Annotated in this window: 13 protein-coding genes and 1 pseudogene; 3 read left to right on the top strand and 11 right to left on the bottom strand. The window is 69.8% G+C overall.

Features of this window, described 5'->3' with window-relative positions; genetic code table 11:
* Window positions 1-29 precede the first annotated feature (29 nt).
* From VJT49_RS29700 to VJT49_RS29665, 8 genes are all read right to left on the bottom strand, one after another.
* Window positions 30-896 carry an NAD(+)/NADH kinase gene (locus VJT49_RS29700; protein ID WP_324168273.1) on the bottom strand — a complete coding sequence of 289 codons (867 nt, stop codon included), beginning with the start codon at window positions 894-896 and terminating at the stop codon, window positions 30-32.
* Window positions 897-1,113: 217 nt separating this feature from the next.
* The gene (locus VJT49_RS29695; RefSeq protein WP_324168272.1) at window positions 1,114-3,174 is read right to left on the bottom strand and encodes a GAF domain-containing sensor histidine kinase; all 2,061 of its coding nucleotides are present in this window, start codon (window positions 3,172-3,174) and stop codon (window positions 1,114-1,116) included.
* Between the two features lie 14 nt (window positions 3,175-3,188).
* On the bottom strand, window positions 3,189-4,349 hold the full coding sequence (locus VJT49_RS29690) for an FIST signal transduction protein (protein WP_324168271.1): 1,161 nt from the start codon (window positions 4,347-4,349) through the stop codon (window positions 3,189-3,191).
* A 438-nt stretch (window positions 4,350-4,787) separates the two neighbouring features.
* Window positions 4,788-6,230 carry a glycoside hydrolase family 3 protein gene (locus VJT49_RS29685; RefSeq protein ID WP_324168270.1) on the bottom strand — a complete coding sequence of 481 codons (1,443 nt, stop codon included), beginning with the start codon at window positions 6,228-6,230 and terminating at the stop codon, window positions 4,788-4,790.
* A gap of 3 nt (window positions 6,231-6,233) precedes the next feature.
* Window positions 6,234-7,064, bottom strand: coding sequence for a carbohydrate ABC transporter permease (locus VJT49_RS29680; protein ID WP_324168269.1), 831 nt, complete (start codon window positions 7,062-7,064; stop codon window positions 6,234-6,236).
* A complete protein-coding gene (locus VJT49_RS29675; RefSeq protein ID WP_324168268.1) occupies window positions 7,061-8,059 on the bottom strand; it encodes a sugar ABC transporter permease in 999 nt (332 codons plus the stop codon). Before VJT49_RS29675 ends, VJT49_RS29680 begins: the two co-directional genes overlap by 4 nt.
* On the bottom strand, window positions 8,059-9,342 hold the full coding sequence (locus VJT49_RS29670) for an extracellular solute-binding protein (RefSeq protein WP_324168267.1): 1,284 nt from the start codon (window positions 9,340-9,342) through the stop codon (window positions 8,059-8,061). The genes VJT49_RS29675 and VJT49_RS29670 overlap by 1 nt, the downstream gene beginning before the upstream one ends.
* Before the next feature lie 222 nt (window positions 9,343-9,564).
* Window positions 9,565-9,864, bottom strand: coding sequence for a hypothetical protein (locus tag VJT49_RS29665; RefSeq protein ID WP_324168266.1), 300 nt, complete (start codon window positions 9,862-9,864; stop codon window positions 9,565-9,567).
* Window positions 9,865-10,289: 425 nt separating this feature from the next.
* Between VJT49_RS29665 and VJT49_RS29660 the strand changes: the two genes are divergently transcribed.
* Both VJT49_RS29660 and VJT49_RS29655 read left to right on the top strand, forming a co-directional pair.
* The gene (locus tag VJT49_RS29660; RefSeq protein ID WP_324168265.1) at window positions 10,290-11,420 is read left to right on the top strand and encodes a S1 family peptidase; all 1,131 of its coding nucleotides are present in this window, start codon (window positions 10,290-10,292) and stop codon (window positions 11,418-11,420) included.
* 235 nt (window positions 11,421-11,655) lie between these two features.
* The gene (locus VJT49_RS29655) at window positions 11,656-15,096 is read left to right on the top strand and encodes a TM0106 family RecB-like putative nuclease (RefSeq protein WP_324168264.1); all 3,441 of its coding nucleotides are present in this window, start codon (window positions 11,656-11,658) and stop codon (window positions 15,094-15,096) included.
* Between the two features lie 339 nt (window positions 15,097-15,435).
* Here the strand turns inward: VJT49_RS29655 and VJT49_RS29650 are convergent, their stop codons facing one another.
* A complete protein-coding gene (locus VJT49_RS29650; RefSeq protein WP_324168263.1) occupies window positions 15,436-16,107 on the bottom strand; it encodes a GntR family transcriptional regulator in 672 nt (223 codons plus the stop codon).
* Window positions 16,104-17,273 carry an acyl-CoA dehydrogenase family protein gene (locus VJT49_RS29645; RefSeq protein WP_324168262.1) on the bottom strand — a complete coding sequence of 390 codons (1,170 nt, stop codon included), beginning with the start codon at window positions 17,271-17,273 and terminating at the stop codon, window positions 16,104-16,106. Before VJT49_RS29645 ends, VJT49_RS29650 begins: the two co-directional genes overlap by 4 nt.
* A gap of 76 nt (window positions 17,274-17,349) precedes the next feature.
* Between VJT49_RS29645 and VJT49_RS29640 the strand changes: the two genes are divergently transcribed.
* Window positions 17,350-18,474: a CoA transferase gene (locus VJT49_RS29640; protein ID WP_324168261.1), complete on the top strand. Its 1,125-nt coding sequence runs from the start codon at window positions 17,350-17,352 to the stop codon at window positions 18,472-18,474.
* A 314-nt stretch (window positions 18,475-18,788) separates the two neighbouring features.
* On the opposite strand, the pseudogene VJT49_RS29635 reads toward VJT49_RS29640, so the two are convergent.
* Window positions 18,789-18,935: pseudogene (locus VJT49_RS29635) on the bottom strand (aldo/keto reductase); the annotation flags it as partial.
* Between the last annotated feature and the right edge of the window lie 320 nt (window positions 18,936-19,255).

Raw genomic sequence — 19,255 nt, 5'->3', positions numbered from 1 at the left:
GCGGTGAGGGCAACTCGCCGGAACCGGCCCTAGCCGAACACGGTCGGCGGGATTTCCGCGGAGTCGGTGAGACGCAGCTTGCGGCGTGCGCGTTCGTAGAAGGTCGTCCTGCCGAGGCGGACCACGCGTGCGGCGTCCGGGCGGGCCTTCAGGTCGATGCGATCACCGGGCCGGACATAGCCGGAGACCCTTCCGTCGACTTCCACGGCCAGCCGGCCGCTGGTGGGCAAAACCTCAAGCGCGACCGTGTCGCGCACGGACAGCACCACACCGCGGTTGTACGCCGAATGCGGCGCGGAAGGCGTCACCAGCAGGGCCTCGACGGCGGGGCTGGTTATCGGTCCACCGGCGGAAAAACTGTAGGCGGTCGAACCGGTCGGGGTCGCGACGACGACCGCGTCGGCCGCGTAGCTGACGAACGGATGCCCGGCGACGCGTACCGCGACGGCGGCGCTGCCCTCACCGGGCACCCGGACGACGGCGACATCGTTGAAGGCCGTGACCGTCCGCGCGCCGAAAGCGGCGTCGACGGCAAGGCGGGGCTCGATGGTGAACCGATTGCCGTTGATGGCCGCAAGCGCACCTGGCAGGTCCGGCACGTCGATTTCGGCCAGAAACCCGAGTTTGCCCAGGTTCACGCCGAGCACCGGGGCGCGCTGCCGGTCGGCCAGACGCATCGCCCGCAGCATCGTCCCGTCCCCGCCGAGGCTGACCACCAGATCGGCCCGGCTGCCGAGTTCCTCCGGGGTCACCGGGATCGCCGCGCAGTCGATCCGGCGGATCTCGTCCGCGATGCCGAGGATCTCGGTGCCCTGCTCGGCCGCCCAGCCGAGCACCGCCTCGACCGCCGCCGCGGAATCGCGTTGTGGATGCAGGACCAAGCCGACAGCCATCATCTCGTGAGTCTTACGCGAAGATAGTTGGTGCGCAACGGATGTCGCCGGCGGAGGACTCGGGCGTGAGTCCTTCTTCGACACCACAACCCGGCGTCCGAACACGACGGTTTCGCCAACGTCATGTCCCAGCAGATCATGAACCAGCTCGTCAACCGCATCGACAGGAACCGCACCTGCCGGGAGTGATGCGGTGCACGCCCCCGCACGGCCGGACACGCTAGGCGGGATCGACGGGAAGGGTGGCCTCCACCGACGTGCCTTTACCCGGCTGGCTCCGCAGAACCAGCTTCCCGCCGAGGGCCTCGACGCGGTCCCGGAGACCCACCAGACCGGATCCGCGAGAGGGATCCGCACCGCCGATTCCGTCGTCGCTGACTGAGACGTGCAGCAGCCCATCGGCCAGGTCGGCGGCCACCCGCACGCTCGAGGCGTTCGCGTGCCGCACCACGTTCGTCAAAGCTTCCGAGACGACGTAGTACGCGGTCACCTCCACACGCTCCGGCAGCCGCACCCCGCTCCGCACGTCCAGCTCGACCGGTACGCCCGAGCGGCGGGCGAGCGTCCGCAACGCGGGAGCCAGGCCACCCTCGGAGAGGATCGCCGGGTGGATCCCCCGCGCGTACTCCCGCAGCTCGTCCAGGGCGCCGGTCAGCCCCGCGGCCACCCGGTCGAGCTCGGACGCCAGTTCGGAGCCTTCGGCAGGCACCGCCGCCTGCGCGGCCCGCAGTTGGAGCGCGAGCGAGACGAGCCGCTGCTGCAACCCGTCATGCAAGTCGCGCTCTATACGCCGTCGCGTCTCGTCCGCGGTCGCGACGATCCGTGCCCGCGACGCGGTCAGTTCGGCGTGTGCCTCGGCGTTGGCGATCGCGGTCGCGGCCAGTTCGGTGAACCCGGCCAGCCGCTGCTCGGTATCGGGAGGCAGCGCCTCGTCTCGTGTCGACGCCACGAGCACCACGCCCCACAGGTGGCCCGCGACGATGATCGGCGTGCCGACAGACGAGCGCCAGCCCCCGGCCGACCACAACGCCGCGACCGGCCCGGAGACACCGACACGTTCGGCACGGGCCGCTTTGCCCGTCTCGAGAACCAGCGTGCTGACGGTCTGGCCGCCGATCGGCGCCCGCGCGCCCGCCAGCGCGACATCGCCGCCGCGGCTCCATCCGCCGACGATCGTCGCGTGGCCATCGGCGTCGTAGCGGTTCACCAGCGCCGCGTCGGCGGGGAGCAGCCGGGCGACCTCCTCGGCGACCGCGCCGAAGACCGCGGGTGGCGGCGCTCCGCGGGCGACGAGCGTGGCGACCCGTCGCAGCGCCGCCTGCTCGTCGGCGAGCGCGCTCAGCTCCACCCGTGCCTGCGCGTTCGCGATCGCGGTCGCGACCAAACTGGTGAACCGGGACAGCCGCTCCTCGGTATCGCAAGGCAGCGGCTCGTCCCGCATGGTGGCCACGGTCATGACTCCCCAGAGCCGGCCCTCGACGACGATCGGCGCGCCGACGGCCGCCTTGATGCCCCGGACGCGCCCGTTCACGTGCACGTCGCCGGACCCCTCGGCGTAGTCGTCCATCCGCATCGGCCTGCCGGTTTCCAAGATTCGCGTGAGGATGTTGTAACCGCCGAGCCGGAGCCGGGCCCCGACCTCGACCGGGTCACCGGTCCGGCTCCAGCCACCCACGTTCACCGCGGTGCCGCCCGAGTCGAACCGGCCGAGGAGGGTGATGTCGGCGGGAAGCAGCCGGCCGACTTCCTCGGCGACCGCGGCCAGCACCCGGTGCGCCGGCTCGCCCCGGGCGACCAGGGTCGCCACCCGGCGCAACGCCGCCTGCTCGAGGGCGAGCCGCTCGCCCTCCTCCCGCGCGGTCCGCTCGTCCTCGAGGACGCTGAGCATCCTCATCGTCATCTCCGCGACCCGGGCCATCCCGCGCACCAAACCGACTTCCGCGCGCGTCAGGCGGTCCCGCCGGGCGATGACCAGCCTCGCGCCCGGCGGATGGGCGAGCGCCACCGACACCGCCGTGCACCGGCCGACACCGGGTGGCTCCACCGAGGCGTCGTCATCGCCGGGCCGCACCGCGGCAAGCTCGGCGAGGGGCGTGGCTCCCTCGGGGTAGCCGACCGCGACGACAAGCTCGTCATCGCGCACGATCGCGGCCACCTCCGCGTCCAGCGTCTCGGCCGCGCGCTCGGCCACCGCACGCGCCGCCGCCGAGCCGGTCTCGGCCGCGGACACGGCCGCGATGAATTCGGTGAGCTGCTGGCTCGACCACGAGGAGGCACCCATCTCAACCGACCGTCTCAGCCCAGCGCCAGGACGACCAGGGTCTGGTTGTGGAAGCCCCGCAGGCCACGCGTCCGCGCGATCTCGCCGTAGGTGTAGAACCCGGCGACGGGAGTTCGGGGCACGGCCGCCGCGAGCCGGTCGATCTCGGCCCGGATCCCCTCACCGCCGAGGACGTTACGCCGCGCGATGCAGTCGAAGGCGAACATCCCGAGTGGACGCCGTCCGTCGAGCGCGGCGAGTGCGTCATCGCACGCGGCGTCGGTCGCGTCGAGCACCGACGAGGCGTCACCTTCCATCATCCACACGAGGGCGCCCTGCGGAATTTCGGCGATGCACGACAGGGACCGCTCGGCGAAGTCCGCGCCGCTGATGAACCGCACCTCGTCCCCGTCGCGGCGGCTGAGCCCGAAAGGATGGGTCAGCGCGAGCCGCGCCAGCCCGTCCCGGGACGGGCGGGCGAACCGGTCGACGTTCAGCCGCTCGAGGTAGACGTCGAGGGCCGGCCGGTCGTCGAGTGTGGACACCCGGTTGCCGGCGCTGGCGGTGACAAGCATCGGCCCGCCGACGCGCCGCCAGCCGTGGCAAACCCCGATGCCGATCGGCGCGTCCGAGGCGATCCCGGCGGCGACGATCGAGTCGGTGAGCACGCGGTCGCCGTGGAACTGGAACGTCTCGGTCATGCTGAGCTCATCGCCGGCGCAGCCCCCGACGAGCGGCACCGCCGACCCGAGGACCCCGTGCGCGCCGCGCACGATTTCCTGCTGGTTGCCGGCGAAACCGTCGCTCAGCACCATGAGCACCTTGTGCGGCAGGTCCTCGCGGGTGGGCAGGCACCGGGCCACCCGGGCACCGGCCTGCCGCAGGTCGGCCGACGCCCCGGTAGCGGCGGCCGTCTCCACGGCGAATCCCGCTCCCCCGAGCGCCGCGACCACCACACTCGCGTCGTTCGGCCCGGTGCCGGCGATCTCACCGGCGGTCGTGCAGCCGATCAGCGGGACATCGCCCGCCCGCTTCCGGATCTCCCCCACCAGGGCACGGAGGTCGGGCGCACCGGAGCAGAAGACGACCAGCAACTTCGCGTCGTCGTGAAGCAGCGCCTCGTCGGCCGCCCGCGCCCCGGCCCGCACGCAGGCGGACCGGGCAGACCCGACCCCGAACCACCGATCGGTTCCCACACCTGGGGCCTCGACAACGCCCACGTTCCACGACGCTAGCCGACGGCAACTCACGCTGCCAACCAGGCGTGGGTTGCCGGCCCCCGCACGGCGCCAGTCGATCACCCCCGGCTTGACCCGACTCCGCGATTACACTGATCGAATTCCGCACCGAACTGCACGACCACCTCGACGGAAACCCCTCACGCTGATTCGGGCGAACCTTTTCCCACCGCTGGCAAGGACATGAATGGCTGCCTGACGAACCGGCGACACCCGGACTGACAAGGCTGTCGTCCCCAAAGTGCGGCGTCCACGGCCGAGCCGGAATGCCGCAACGGTGTGACGCCCGATCAAGAACATCCGCTTCTATCGGAAAGGAAATGGCGCGCTTACACCGCTTCCCTGACCAATCCACGCCCTGCGGGTCCCACCGGCAGACCCTCCCAGGGAAACCGATCAGGCCAGGTACTCGGCCGCCGCGCGCAGGCTCACGTAGGAGCCGCCGAAGGTGTCGATGCGGTCCCTGTCGCCGTCCGGCGCCGGAACGCCGGTCTCCACCCTGATGAGGTCCACATGCGACTCGCGAAGTGCGGCAAGCAAGGCGCCTACCTCGGGGTGGCGGTGCGCGTCCCGCGTCACCACGACCACATTACGAAACCCTTGTGCCGCTTCGAGAACCTTGGCGACGCCCACGTCGGGCACGTTCAGCACGCGCGTGCCGGGCACGAGCTCGCTCAGGTGCGGACCAAGGCCCCACGGCACCGGGCCGGCCGCGAGCGTCGGCTCGGTCCACACGTCCACCACGAGCGGCGGGCCGGCCAGCCGCGGTTCGCCTTGGATCCGCAACGCCTTGCGCGCCACCTCAAGCCCGAGCCGCCGGTCCACCGCGACGACACCGGCGGGCGCGGGCGCCTCACCCAGCGCCGCCGTCCGCGCGGAGGCCTCGGCGAGCCGATCGAGCGGGAGGTCGCCGGACTCGACGGCGGCCACGATGGTCGCGGTGGCCCGGTCGAGAACATCCGGCTCCAAGGCCTCTCCACCGACGCACAGCGCGTCGGCGCCGGCCGCCAGCGCCCGCACGGCCGAGTCGCCAAGACCGTCGTGTCGTCCGTGCGCGCCGGACACCGCACCCATTTCGAGCGCGTCCGTGATCAGCGCCCCGGTGAAGCCGTAATCACCGCGCAGCACCGCGGTAAGCGCCTTCGGATTGAGCGTCACGGGGTCATCACCCCAGTCACGCACCACCAGATGCCCGGTCATGATCGAGCGAACCCCGGCCTGGATGGCCGCCGCGAACGGGACGAGCTCGATCGCGCGCAGTTCGTCCTCGGTCCTCGGCAACACAGGCAGCGCCACGTGCGAGTCCTCCGTCGCCGCGCCATGCCCCGGGAAGTGCTTCGCACAGGCCGCGACACCGTGCTTCTCAAGCCCGGTCACGAACGCGGCGACGTGGGGCGACACCTTGGTCGGATCCGACCCGAACGCCCGGACCCCGATGATCGGATCCTCGGGCGCCAGGGTCAGGTCCGCGCACGGTGCCAGGTCGAGGGTCACGCCGCAGGCGGCGAGGCGCTCGCCGAGCGCCGTGGCGACCGCGGTGGTCAGCGCCAGGTCGTCCGCCGCGCCCAGGGCCAGCGGGCCCGGCACGAACGATCCGGTACCGACGTCGAGCCGGGTGACGTCGCCACCTTCCTCGTCGATCCCGATGACGATGCCGTCCCGCTCGGCCCGCAGTTGGGCGGTCAGCGCGGCCACCTGTTCGTCGTCGACCACGTTGCGGGCGAACAGGATCACGCCGCCGAGCCCGTCGGCGATCCGGCGGCGCAGCCAGTCCGGAGCCGTCGTGCCGGCGAAACCCGGCAGCAACACCGATTGCGCGAGCGTGGCAAGTGAGGACATCGGCTACCCCTTCACCGCGCCGGCGGTCGCACCGGACACCAGCTTGCGTTGCACGATCAGGAAGAACACCAGCGCCGGAACGGCGTAGACGACCGACGCGGCCATGATCGCGCCCCAGTCCACGGAGAACGCGGTCTTGAACGTCGACAGCCACACCGGCAGCGTCTGTTTGGACTGGTCCCGCATGAACACCACGGCGAACAGGAACTCGTTCCACGCGGTGACGAAGCTGAACACCGAGGTGGTGACCAGCCCGGGGCCGAGCAGCGGCAGGGTGACCCGGTAGAACGCGCCCAGCCGCCCGCAGCCGTCGATCATCGCGGCCTCTTCCAGGTCGTACGGGATGCCGTCGACGAAGCCGTAGAGCATCCACACGGTGAAGGGCAGCGTCAGCGCGGCGTACACCAGGATCAGCGAAGGCAGTTCGTTGAGCAGCCCCGCGTCCCGCATCACCAGGTACATCGGCAGGAAGAGGGCCGAGGTGGGCACCAGCTGCACGATCAGGATCAGCACCAGGAACCCCTTCCGGCCGGCGAAGCGCTGCCGGGCCAGGGGGACGGCCGCGAGCGCGCCGGTGACCACCGCGCACACGACCCCGCAGAGCGTGACGATCAGGCTGTTCGCCAGGTAGGTCAGGAAACCCGGCTTGGTCAGCGCGGTGACGAAGTTCTGCACCGTCGCCGTGGTCGGGACCAGGTCGTAGCTCGGCGAGAGCACCTGGCCGGGTGTCTTGAGCGATGTCGTGACCATCCAGTACGTCGGGAAGATGAAGAACAGCGCGACCCCGATTCCGATCACCGTGAGGGCTGTCCGCTGCGCACGGGACTTCTTCACGAGAGTTCGGCCTCCTTCGAGCGCACCAGCAACTGCACGTAGCGCGCGGTGATGACCAGCAGGAAGAGCATCATCACCATGGCGACGGCCGAAGCGGCGCCGAAGTGACTGCCCGCGATGCCCTTGAGATACAGGTAAACGGGCAGGGTGGTGCTGCCGCCGTCCGGGCCGCCCTGACGGATCGCCCAGACCTGTGCGAACACGTTGAAGTCCCACAGCACCGACAGGAACGCCGTCATGGTCAGGATCGGCCGGATGGCGGGCCAGCTGACCGCCCAGAACGTCTGCCACGCACTGGCGCCGTCCATCCCGGCCGCCTCGTAGTGCTCCCGGGGCACCCCGAGCAGCCCCGCATACACCGTGAACGCCACGAACGGGACGGCCTGCCAGACGATCAGGAGCCCGATCACGGCCAGTGTGCTCGCGCCGGTGGAGAGCCACGAATAGCCGATGAAGCCGTGGAAGCCCAGCCTGTCCAGCGTCTTGTTGAGGATGCCGTACTGCTGGTCGAACATCCACTGGAAGACCGTGGTGGCCGCGACGATCGGCACGGCCCAGGCCAGCACCAGCGTCACCTGCACGATCATCCGGACCACCGAACCGAGATGGCGCATCAGCAGCGCGACGAGCACCCCGGACAACAGCGTGGCGCCGACGACCACCGCGGTGAACACCACCGTACGGACGGTGATCGTCCAGAACTCCGGGTCTCCCAGCGCGCTCGTGTAGTTGTCGAAGCCGACCCAGACGAGTTTGCCGGTCACCAGCTCCCGCAGGTCGAGCCTGCGGAAGCTGATCCCGATCATCTGCACGATCGGCCAGCCCAGCAGGCCCAGGATCGCCACCAGCGCGGGCAGGAACAGCAGGTACGGCAGTGTCCGCGGGCCGATCGGAACCCGCCGCCCGGCTGGTCGAACCGGCCGGGCGGCACCGGGACGCGCCGATGCCGGCGAGATGGCCCCCACCGGCACCGTCGCCTCTTCCGTCGCGGTCATCAGCCGATGAGCTTGTCGAGCGCGGCGTCGGCGTCCGCGGTCGCCTGGTCGATCGTCTTCTTTCCGGTCAGGTACGCGGTCAGCATGTCCTTGAGCGGGTTCTGGCCGGACTCGACGTCACCCCACTTGGGGCTGGCGGGCACGGCGCGGCCGTTCTTCGAGGCCTTGGCCATCACACTGCCCAGCGGGTCCTTGTCCAGCGCGCTGACGTCGGTGGAGGTGCCCGGCACGTAGCCGGCGGCGGCGAGCTGGGTCTGGTACTTCGCGCCCGACAGGAGCTTGACGTAGTCCTTGGCCGCGCTCTGGTTCTTGCTGTTGGCGGGGATCGCCAGGTTCGAGCCGCCGAGGAACACCGGCGCGGTCTGCCCCGCGGTCCTGCCCGGGATGGGGAACGCGCCCGACTTGCCGGTCAGGCTCGCGTCGGTCTTGGCCGCGGTGGCGACCTCGTAGGGCGCACCGACGAACATCGCGACCTTGCCGCCGCCATAGACGCTCGCCTGCTGCGGGGTGGCCTCGTCGGCGTCCTTCGGCGCCTTGGTACCGGAGACGTCCACGAGCTGCTTGTAGAAGTCGATGCCCGCCTTCGAGCCCGCGCTGCCGAGCGTCGCCTTGAAGGACTTGCCGCCGGCCTGGGCGATGTCACCGCCGTTGTCCCAGATGAACGACAGCAGCGCGTACCAGTCCTGGCCGGGCAGGTACAGCGACTGGAAGTCGGGGTCGCCGCCGAACTTCGCCTTCAGCTTCGCGATCGCGTCCAGCCACTCCGCGGTCGAGGTCGGTGTCGCGGTGATGCCCGCCTGCTCGAACATGTCCTTGCGGTAGATGACCTCGCGGTTCGCCGCGTAGAACGGCACGCCGTAGGTCTTGCCGTCATACTCGCCGGAGGCCTTGAGACCGGCCAGCCACTGCGACCCGTTGAAGTCGCTGACGGAGCCGGACAGGTCCGCCAGGACATCCTGCGAAGCGAAGGCGGGGGTCTGGGTGTTGCCGATTTCGACCACGTCGGGCGGGTTGTCGCCGGCCAGCGCGGTGGTCAGCTTCTGCTGGATGCCGTTCCACTGCTGGACTTCGTACTTGACCTTGACCCCGGGATGGGTGTCCTCGAACTCCTTGTTCGACTGGTCGGTCAGGGAGGTCGGTGCCGACCCGGACATCAACCATACGGTGACCGTGCCGGTGTTGCTCGCCGTGGACGCGGTGCCGGATCCCCCGGAGCCGGCGCAACCCGCGGTCGCGAGGGTGAGTGCGGCGGCGCCCGCCGCCAGGGTGAGCCAGCGTTTCACTCGTGCCGTCCTTCGTCCAGGTCGTCGCTAAGTGGTGTAGACCAATGCTTAGCGGCTTACAGTGGTCCGTACCACTCGCCGTGTCAAGGCAGGTTGCCAACACGTGATACGACACCCAAGGAGGCCATGAGACGCAAGCAAGGAGCGCACCGCACCTGGCGGGTGCCAGGTGACAATAGGTGCGCCCTGTCGGTTAATCGCACCCTGTTTACGGGTACGTCATCACCCGGCCGGCTCCACCGGCAGCCCCACCGCCTCCGGCCAGCTCTGCTGACTGCCGTTGACCGGGAACTGGGGCGGAGACTGCGCCTGCCCCTGGTGATTCCACAGCTGGGGCGGGGTGCCGCGCAGCCACCGGGAGATGATCTCCCGCCCGATCAGTTCCACCACCTCGCCCGCCGGGCGGCCACCGTGCGGTGCCGGACTCGCCTGCACCGCGTGCCACAGGGCCGCCAGGTAGCTGTCCTCGTACGAGGACAGCTTCTCGTCGTCGAACGTCAACGTGATCTCGACTTGACCCATGCTGCTCATTCCCTCTCGTGCTTCCTGGCCGGACCGGTGCCGGCGCGTCCGAGGCCACACCCTGCCCGACCATTCGTTTCACGGGGGTGATCTCACCGGCGTTCACCTCGACGACTCTCCGGAGGAGGGGTATCACGACAAGTAGCCAGTCAGGATCTCACGTGGGTCCCTCATCCACAGTGGACCACTCGACCGAACTGGTCTGGTCCAGAAAAGGCCGGATCATCCGTCCGCCGGACGGCCCAGGCAATCAACCAAAGGCACGATCGAACTCGACCCATTTGTTTCACGACAAAAGTAGGCATTGACCTTCCGTGCCCGAATTCATGGTAGAGCGCTTACCAACTACTCCCAACGGCGGCTTTCGAACCCGCGACGAGTATCCGAAACTCTTTCGGGTTAGCCCCGGAAACGAGGGAGACACCATGAAGCGCACAGTCGCTGCCCGGATCGCGGGAGCGGTGCTGCTGGCGGCCGGCCTGGCCGGTACGTCCACAGCGCCGGTACAGGCGGCCGAACAGATCTCGGTCGCCCCGGAAATGCTGCAGGCCATGCAGCGTGACCTCGGCCTGACCCCCGACCAGGCGATCAGGAGAATGACCAGTGAAACAAGAGCCGCGGAACTCGAACAGAACCTGCGAGGCGTGCTGAACGGCACCTTCGGCGGGGCGTACTTCGACGCGGTTACCAGCCAGCTCGTCGTCGGCGTCACCGACGCCGGAAAGATCGGCACGGTCCAGGCGTCCGGCGCGAAAGCGGTTACGGTCAGCCGGAGCGAACAGCAACTCGACGCCGTGAAGTCGCGGCTCGACGAGCAGGTCGCCCAGGCGCCGAAAACGCTTACCGGATGGTATGTGGACGTCGTGAAGAACACGGTGGTGGTGACGGCGAAGCCGGGCGCGGCCAACGACGCTCGGTCGTATGTGACCGCCACCGGCACCGAAGCCGGCGCGGTCCAGGTGGTGGAGTCCACCGAACAGCCCCGACCGCTCTATGACGTGCGCGGCGGCGACGCCTACTACATCGGCTCGTCGCGCTGCTCGATCGGGTTCTCCGTGAAGGGCGGCTTCGTCACCGCGGGCCACTGCGCCGCGTTGACTTCCGGCTCCCTCGCCGGTTCCAACCGGGTGGCGCTGGGCAGCTGGGGCGGCTATTCGTTCCCCGGCAACGACTACGCGTACGCACGGACCAACTCGAGCTGGACTCCGCGCGGCGTGGTGAACCGGTACAACGGCAGCACCGTGGCCGTGTCCGGCCATACCGAATCCGCCGTGGGCGCCTCGATCTGCCGGTCCGGCTCGACCACCGGCTGGCACTGCGGCACGGTGCAGGCCAAGAACCAGACCGTCACCTACTCGGAGGGCATGGTGTCCGGCCTCACCCGCACCAACGTTTGTGCGGAGCCGGGTGACTCGGGTGGCTCGTGGCTGTCCGGCAGCCAGGCGCAGGGCGTGACCTCCGGTGGTTCCGGCGACTGCTCCAGCGGCGGCACCACCTACTTCCAGCCCGTCAACGAAATCCTCTCCCGCTACGGGCTCACGCTGGTCACCAGCTGATCCCTCCGGGTGTGGCGGCCCACCGCGACGCGGTTGGGCCGCCAGCTGCCACCGCGCTCCGCGCCGCCCAAAGCGGTCGACCATGATCCCGTGCGGCAAGAACAGTAACGACGGTTACGTTTGTTGACAACAAACCCCGTCGCGTATATGACGTTATACACTTCGAAAAAACTCGGTCCCCTTCGCGGCGTGTCGGGCGCCGGGCCCGGCGATCACGCGTGCCAGACTCACCGCGATGTACACCCCGTCCGACCTCGCCGACCTGCTCGAGTGCGAGCACCGCGGCATCCTCGACCAGGCCCTCGCCGCCGGCCTGCCCGGCGCACCCCGGCCGGAAAGCGGTGGGGACCAGCTCGCGATCAAGCACGGGCGCGCGCACGAAGAGGCCACCCTCGCCCGGCTCCGGGACGAGCGGCGCGTGGTGGTCAGGATCGACGAGCGGGACCCGGCCGTCGCGGCGAAGGAGACCGAAGAAGCGCTGCGGTCCGGTGCCCCCGTGATCTACCAGGCGGTGTTCCACGACGGCGAGTTCTCCGCACGCGCCGACTTCCTGGTGCGGGACGCCGACGGGCGTTACGAGGTGTACGACACGAAGCTGGCCCGGCACGCGAAACCGGCCGCGGTCGTGCAACTGACCGCGTACGCCGACGCGCTGCGCCGCGGCGGCTGGCCTGCCGGGCCGCACATGCACCTGCTTCTCGGCGACGGCAGCACGCGGACCCTGCGAGTCGGCGACTTCCTGCCCCTCCTGGACCGGTTACGTACCCGGTTGCGGAGCCGTGCGGCCGCCTTGCCCGCGCGACTGTGGGCCGACGAGCGCCCGGCGTGCACCGGCTGCCGCTACGCCCAGCACTGCGCATCGGGCAGGGAGGCCGATCGCGACCTCTCGCTGGTCGCGGGCATGCGCGGGGACCAGCGCCGCAAACTCGTCGAGGCCGGGGTGGGCACCATCGACGCGCTGGCCGCCGCCAGGCCGGAGGACCGGCCGGCCGAGTTGTCCGCCACCTCGTTCGCCACACTGCGCGCGCAGGCCGCCATCCAGGTGAAAGAGGACACCACCGGGGAGATCTCCTACGAGATCATCGATCCGGCCGCGCTCGCCACACTGCCCCCGCCCGCGCCCGGCGACGTCTTCTTCGACATGGAAGGCGATCCGTTCGCGCTGTCCGGAACCGGGCTGGAGTACCTGTTCGGCGCGGTGACCGCGAACGGGCGCCAGCGTTTCACCGCCTTCTGGGCGCACGATCGCGCGGAGGAGAAGCGGGCCTTCGAAAAGTTCATCGACTTCGCCACCGGCCAGCTCGCCCAACACCCCGGTTCGCACATCTACCACTACGCGCCCTACGAAACCACGGCGATCAAGCGGCTCGCCGCCATCCACGGCACCCGTGAGGAAGCCGTTGACGATCTTCTCCGCGGCGGAGCGCTGGTGGACCTGTATGCGGTGGTGCGTAAGGCACTCCGGGTCTCCAGGCGCTCCTACTCGATCAAATACCTCGAACCGCTCTACATGCCGAACGCCCGCGAGGGCGACGTGAAGACCGCGGTGTCGAGCATCGAGGCCTACGAGGAGTACCTGACGCTTTTCCGCGACGGCGAGACCGAGCGCGCGGGGGAAGTGCTACGCGGCATCAGCGACTACAACGAGTACGACTGCGTCTCCACGCTTCGGTTGTTCGAATTCCTGCACAAAGTCCGCGTGGACACCGGGATCGAACTCGCCCCGCCGGCCCAGGAATCCGAAGTCGACACGCTGCTGCGCACCACCGAGGAAGACCTCGCCGCAGAACGCCGTGCCGAGCGCGCGGCGCGGCTGGCCGCGCTGGTCGACCCACTGCTCGACGGACTGCCGGACGATCCCGGCGACTTCACCGACGACGACCGGGCTCGCGCGCTGCTGGCGGCCTCGGTCGGTTATCACCGGCGTGAGACCAACCCGGCGTGGTGGGAGTACTTCCGGCAGCTCGCCGCGCCGCTCGACGATCTCGAGGTGGACACCACGTGCGCCGTTCCCCTGTCGGTGCGGGCGGAGGAGTGGGTGCCGCCGGCGGGCCGGGCTCGCACCGCGAAGCGGAAGCTGGTGCTCGGCTGCGACCCCGACCGGCCACACCCGTTCGCCCCCGGGGACGCCGTCCGGCTCCGCTACGGATCGGCGGCGCGGGACGCGAAGGTCCATGCCGCGACGGCCGTCGAACTGGTCCTCGAAGAGAGCTGCCGACCAGGCGAAGAGAGTGACGGCTCGCCGTCCGCGGTTCTTCCCGGCAGCCCTGTCCGGCCGTCCCCGAAGGACGAAGCCGTCGCCGACCTCGCCCAGTTGGTCGTCGAAGCGCTACCCGCGCTGCCCGCCCACCCGGGTATCGACCTGCTCCGCCGATCGGCCCCGCGGCTGCGCGGCGGGGCACTCCCCCCGCCCGGCACGGATCTGGTGCGGACCGTGATCGACGCGGTGGACGCGCTCGACAACTCGGCGCTCGCGGTCCAGGGCCCGCCGGGCGCGGGCAAGACGTACCTCGCCGGGCAGCTGATCGCCCACCTGGTCCGGGCGGGCAGGACCGTCGCGGTGACCTCCACCAGCCACAAGGCGATCGAGAACGTGCTCGCCGCCGCCAGGAAGACCGCCCCGGACCTCCCCTGCGCCAAGCGCGCGAAAGGGGCGCCGGAGCCGGATTCGCCCTGGGAACAACCGAAAAGCAACCCGGCGCTGGTGAAGTGGCGGCAAGAGCAGGACACCGGGCATCTCGTCGGCGGCACGGCCTGGACCTTCGCCAACGCCGCGATGCGTGAGGACCCCTTCGATGTGCTGATCATCGATGAAGCGGGCCAGTTCGCGCTCGCCGACGCGCTGGCGGTCTCCCTGTGCGCCAAGAACCTGGTGCTGCTGGGAGATCCGCAGCAGCTCCCGCAGGTCGTGCAGGGCACCCATCCCGTGGGCGCCGACGCGTCCGCCCTGGGCCACCTGATCGGAGACGCCGACATCATCCCGCCGCGGCTGGGTTACTTCCTCGACGAAACCCGGCGCATGCATCCCTCGGTGTGCGAGCCGGTGTCGCGGCTGTCCTACGCCGGGCGCCTGCACGCCCACCCGTCCGCCGCCGAACGCGGTGTCGCCGGCGTGGCCGCGGGCCTGTACCGGGCCGAGGTCGACCACCGCGGCAACACCACCCGGTCCGCCGAGGAAGCCACCGTCGTGGCCGAGATCGTGGCGAGTCTGCACGGCCGTCCGTGGATTGACCACGGCACCACGCGCCCGCTGGACGACGGCGACATCCTGGTCGTGGCGCCCTACAACCTCCAGGCCAGGGTGGTGACCAGGGCTCTGCACCAGGCCGGGTTCCCGGACGTCCGGGTCGGCACGGTCGACCGGTTCCAGGGCCAGGAGGCGCCGGTGGTGATCGTGACGATGACCTCGTCTTCGGCGGTCGACCTGCCGCGCGGGCTGGACTTCCTGCTCTCCCGCAACCGGCTCAACGTGGCGCTGTCCCGGGCACAGGCGGTCGCGATCCTGGTCTGCTCGCCGCGGCTGGTCGAGGCCGACATCCGCACCGTGGAGCAGATGCGGCTGGTCTCCGGCATGATCGGCCTGCTGACCGAGTCCCACCCCTGGCCAGGCGTTCACCAGGAACAGGCGAGCGTGCCGAAACCGGCAAAGTCGAAGCCGCCGCCGGTGGTTTCGTAGCCCCATCACCGGGCTCTACCGCGCCAGGATCTCGGTTTCGACTTGATCGCGGAAATCAGGCCGTTATCGGCATTCTCGCCACGCTGCGACATCGGGACGCAACGCGTGGAGGTCGACACGTCGAGGTGAGCCTGCCGCCCGCGGCGATCGCCGTCTCGCCCTGAGGCAGGGTACTTCGGGCTCGCCGGAAAAACAGCCTGTCGCGCAATGCCATGCATCGCTGGTTCCCATCGCCCGTGCCGCCACCTCCGTCACATCACCGGCCCGTCGGGGGACCCGAGAAGGTAATGTTGCCGGATTTCGGGGCAGTGGCCGTCGAAAAACTTTCGCGGTGTCTGATCAACCGTCGTCGGACAGGATTCCGGTGAGTACTCGCAGAGCGCGTTCCCGGTGTTCGTCAAGTTTGGCGACCACCTCGTCGATGTCCTTGCGGCGTAAGGCGTCGAGGATGTCGTCATGGGCATGGACGGTAGTGGCGCGTTCTTCGGCTGAGTTGTAGTACATCGCGCGGTAGGCCTCGGTGGAGTCCCACAGCAGCCGGATCAGGCGCATGGTGTGGGTCTGGTCGGGCGAGTCGAGCATGCCGAAATGGAACCGGCGGTTGGCTTCCAGTTCAGCGGCGACGTCGCCGCGCTCGGCAGCCTCGGCACAGTCCCGGGCGGCGAGCGCGATGCGTTCGATGGCGTCGTGGTCCAAAGTGGGTAACGCGCGGCGTACCGCCCGTTCCTCCAGCAACTGCCGCAGCGCGTAGATTTCCTGGAGATCTTCGACGTACAGTTCGGTGATGAAATACCCGCGCCGGGGCAGGTAGACGACCTGGCCCTCCTGCTCCAGCACCCGCAACGCCTCCCGCACCGGGGCGAGGCTGACCCCGAGAGTCTCGGCGATCTCCTCCTGGAGCACCCGTTGGCCGGGCCGGTAACGCCCGGCCACAATGGCCCGCCGCAGGTGCTCGAGCGCATGCTGCGCGGTCGTGCCCGGCCCATTCCGGCGCGTCGGTGACGGCCTCACCGGAACGCGTCGATCCCGGTCAGCACGCCACCGATCACCAGTGCGTGCACGTCCGCGGTCCCCTCGTAGGTCACCACCGACTCCAGGTTGTTCATGTGCCGGATCACCGGGTATTCCAGCGTGATCCCGTTCGCGCCCAGCACCTGCCGGGCCGTGCGGGCCACCTCCAGCGCGGCGTTGACGTTGCCCAGCTTGCCCATGCTGACCTGCTCCGGCTTCAACAGCCCCGCGTCCTTGAGCCGGCCCAGGTGCAGCGCCAGCACCGTGGCCCGGTTGACCTCCAGTGCCATCGCCGCGAGTTTCTGCTGCTGGATCTGGAAGGACGCGATCGGTTTGCCGAACTGGATGCGGGTTGTGCTGTAGTCCACGGCCGACTCCAGGCAGGCCCGTGCGGCGCCCGCCGCGCCCCACACGATGCCGTAGCGGGCTTCGTTGAGGCAGGACAACGGACCTCGCAGCGAGGTCGCGTGGGGCAGCATGGCCGAGCCGGGCAGCCGGACCTCGTCCAGAATCAGCTCCGACGTGACCGATGCGCGCAGTGACAGCTTCTTGTGGATGTCCCGCGTGGTGAAACCCTTCGTGCCCTTGGGCACCAGGAACCCGCGCACCCCCTCCTCGGTGCGCGCCCACACGACGGCGACGTCGGCCAGGGAGCCGTTGGTGATCCACATCTTCTGGCCGCGCAGGACCCAGTCGTCGCCGTCACGGCGGGCGTAGGTCCGCATCGAACCGGGATCCGACCCCGAATCCGGCTCGGTCAGCCCGAAGCACCCGACGGCCTCGCCCGCCGCCATGCGGGGCAGCCACTCCTGCTTCTGCTCCTCGGAGCCCCACCGGTGGATCGCGAACATCGCCAGCGACCCCTGCACCGAGACCAGGCTGCGGATCCCGCTGTCCCCCGCTTCCAGCTCCAGGCAGGCCAGGCCGTAGGCGGTGGCGCTGGTTCCCGCACAGCCGTAGCCCTCCAGATGCATGCCCAGGACCCCGAGCTTGCCCAGCTCACCGACGAGCTCACGGGGCAGCCGTCCCTCCTCGAACCACTCCCCCACCCCGGGCAGCACGTGGTCGCGAACGAACGCGCGGACCGTGTCGCGGATGTCTCGTTCTTCCTCGGACAGCACGGCGTCGATGGACAGGAAGTCCTGTGGGGCCACTGAAGCGGGCATGGGGCGGTCTCCTTGACCTTGGACGTGGGAACACTCTATCTTCGATTTTCGAAAATCGACGATGGGATGTTCGCACATGACTCCGCCCCTTGACAACCTCCGGGTCCTGGACTTCTCCCGCATCCTCGCCGGCCCGTTCGCGACCATGCAGCTCGCCGACCTCGGCGCCAGCGTCACGAAGGTCGAGCGCCCGGGCCGCGGCGACGACACCCGCACCTGGGGCCCGCCCTACGACGAGCGCGGTCAGGCGACGTACTTCCAGGCGGTCAACCGCAACAAGAACGCCCTCGTCCTGGACCTGAGCGACCCCGGCGACCGCGCCGAGGCGCGACGGCTGGCGGTGTCGGCCGACGTGCTGGTCGAGAACTTCCGGCCCGGGTTGATGGCCGAGTTCGGCCTCGACCACGACCAGCTCCAACCGGAAAACCCCGGCCTCATCTACTGCTCGATCACCGGCTTCGGGCGTGGCCCCGGGGCCGCACTCCCCGGCTACGACCTGCTCATCCAGGCGCTCGGCGGACTGATGAGCATCACCGGCGAACCCGGCGGCGAACCGCAGAAAGCCGGCGTGGCGCTGGTCGACGTCCTCGCCGGACTGTTCGCCACGACCGGCATTCTGGCCGCCCTCCACCACCGGAGGACGACCGGCGAAGGCCAGCGCGTCGACATCGACCTGCTGTCCTGCCTGCTCGCCGCGCTGGTCAACCAGGCCAGCGCCTACACGTCGGGCGGTGTCGTGCCCGCGCGGATGGGCAACCAGCATCCGAGCATCGCCCCGTACGAACTACTCCCCTGCGCCGACGGCGACCTGGTGCTGGCCGTCGGCAACGACCGCCAGTTCGCGGCACTGTGCGAAGTGCTCGGCGCCCCGCACCTCGCGACCGACCCGCGTTTCGCCACGAACACCGGCCGAGTGCGGCATCGGACGGTGCTCCGCGCCGAACTCGAGCGGCTCCTCGCGACGAGGCCGGCCACCGGCTGGACGACCGCGCTGACCAAGGCGCGGGTCCCGGCCGGGGTCGTCAACGACATCGCCGGTGCCTTCGACCTCGCCACCAGCCTGGGACTCGACCCGATCGTCCACGTTCCCCGCGAGGACGGTGGCGAAGTCGCGTTGTGCCGTAACCCCATCAAGCTTTCGGCCACGCCGCCGACGTATCGGAGCGCGCCGCCGGAGCTGCCAGCCGGGAAGGACGGCTGAGTCACCTGGGCCTGATCCCGCGTGAAAGGCCGCTTCAAGCCGACGTCGAACGTCGCGGGAAGCGACGGTCCCAGTGTCGCAAGTAGACAGTCGCCGGGTGAACGTGTTGCCGCACAAGCAATTGACCGTGTCCCCCGCATCATGATCAGCGCGGCACGAGGCGCACGCCCGAACACGGTCCTGCTCGCCCCGGAGCCCGGGAGCACGCCAGGTACGGACGCAGCAAACGACCGGTCGGCCGGGCTCAGCCGGTCGGACGCGATCTTCGCCTGATGGCGGTAGGGGTAAAGCAGCGGCGGGGCGCTCACCGCGTCCAAGCGCGATTGGTCCTCGCCGGACAGGCGCGACTCGGCGGCCTCGAGATTGCCCGCCAGCTGTTCCTCGGTGCGGGCGCCGATCACCAGCGAGGTCACGGCGGGCTTGCCGAGCAGGTAGGCGGGCGCGACCTGCGCCGGGGACACCTCGCGCGGCGGCGATGTCGACCAGCGCGTCGAGGCGACGGTCGATCTGGCGGCGCCTCGGGGACGTCCGTGCTGCCGACGCCGGTGAACGCGCCCGACCGCCGAAGGTCATGGTTCCCATGGTCAGCACGGAAACCCGCGGGCTCGAGCGTCCCAGCCGGCGGTACTCCATCCGGTCCTTCTTAGGGATTGTCGTAAAATAACTTAGTTTTTTGCTTCGGGATGCCTATGGTCTGTGCTATGAGCGTGGTCATGGATTCTCTCGCCCGCCGTTACGACGCGGTGAAGCCGCACCTGACCGAGCGGCAACGCCGGGTATG

It is taken from the genome of Amycolatopsis sp. (assembly GCF_035276945.1).
Taxonomy (GTDB): domain Bacteria; phylum Actinomycetota; class Actinomycetes; order Mycobacteriales; family Pseudonocardiaceae; genus Amycolatopsis_E.
Note: the sequence above shows the minus strand (reverse complement) of the source record. Positions and strands in the feature narration are given on the sequence as shown.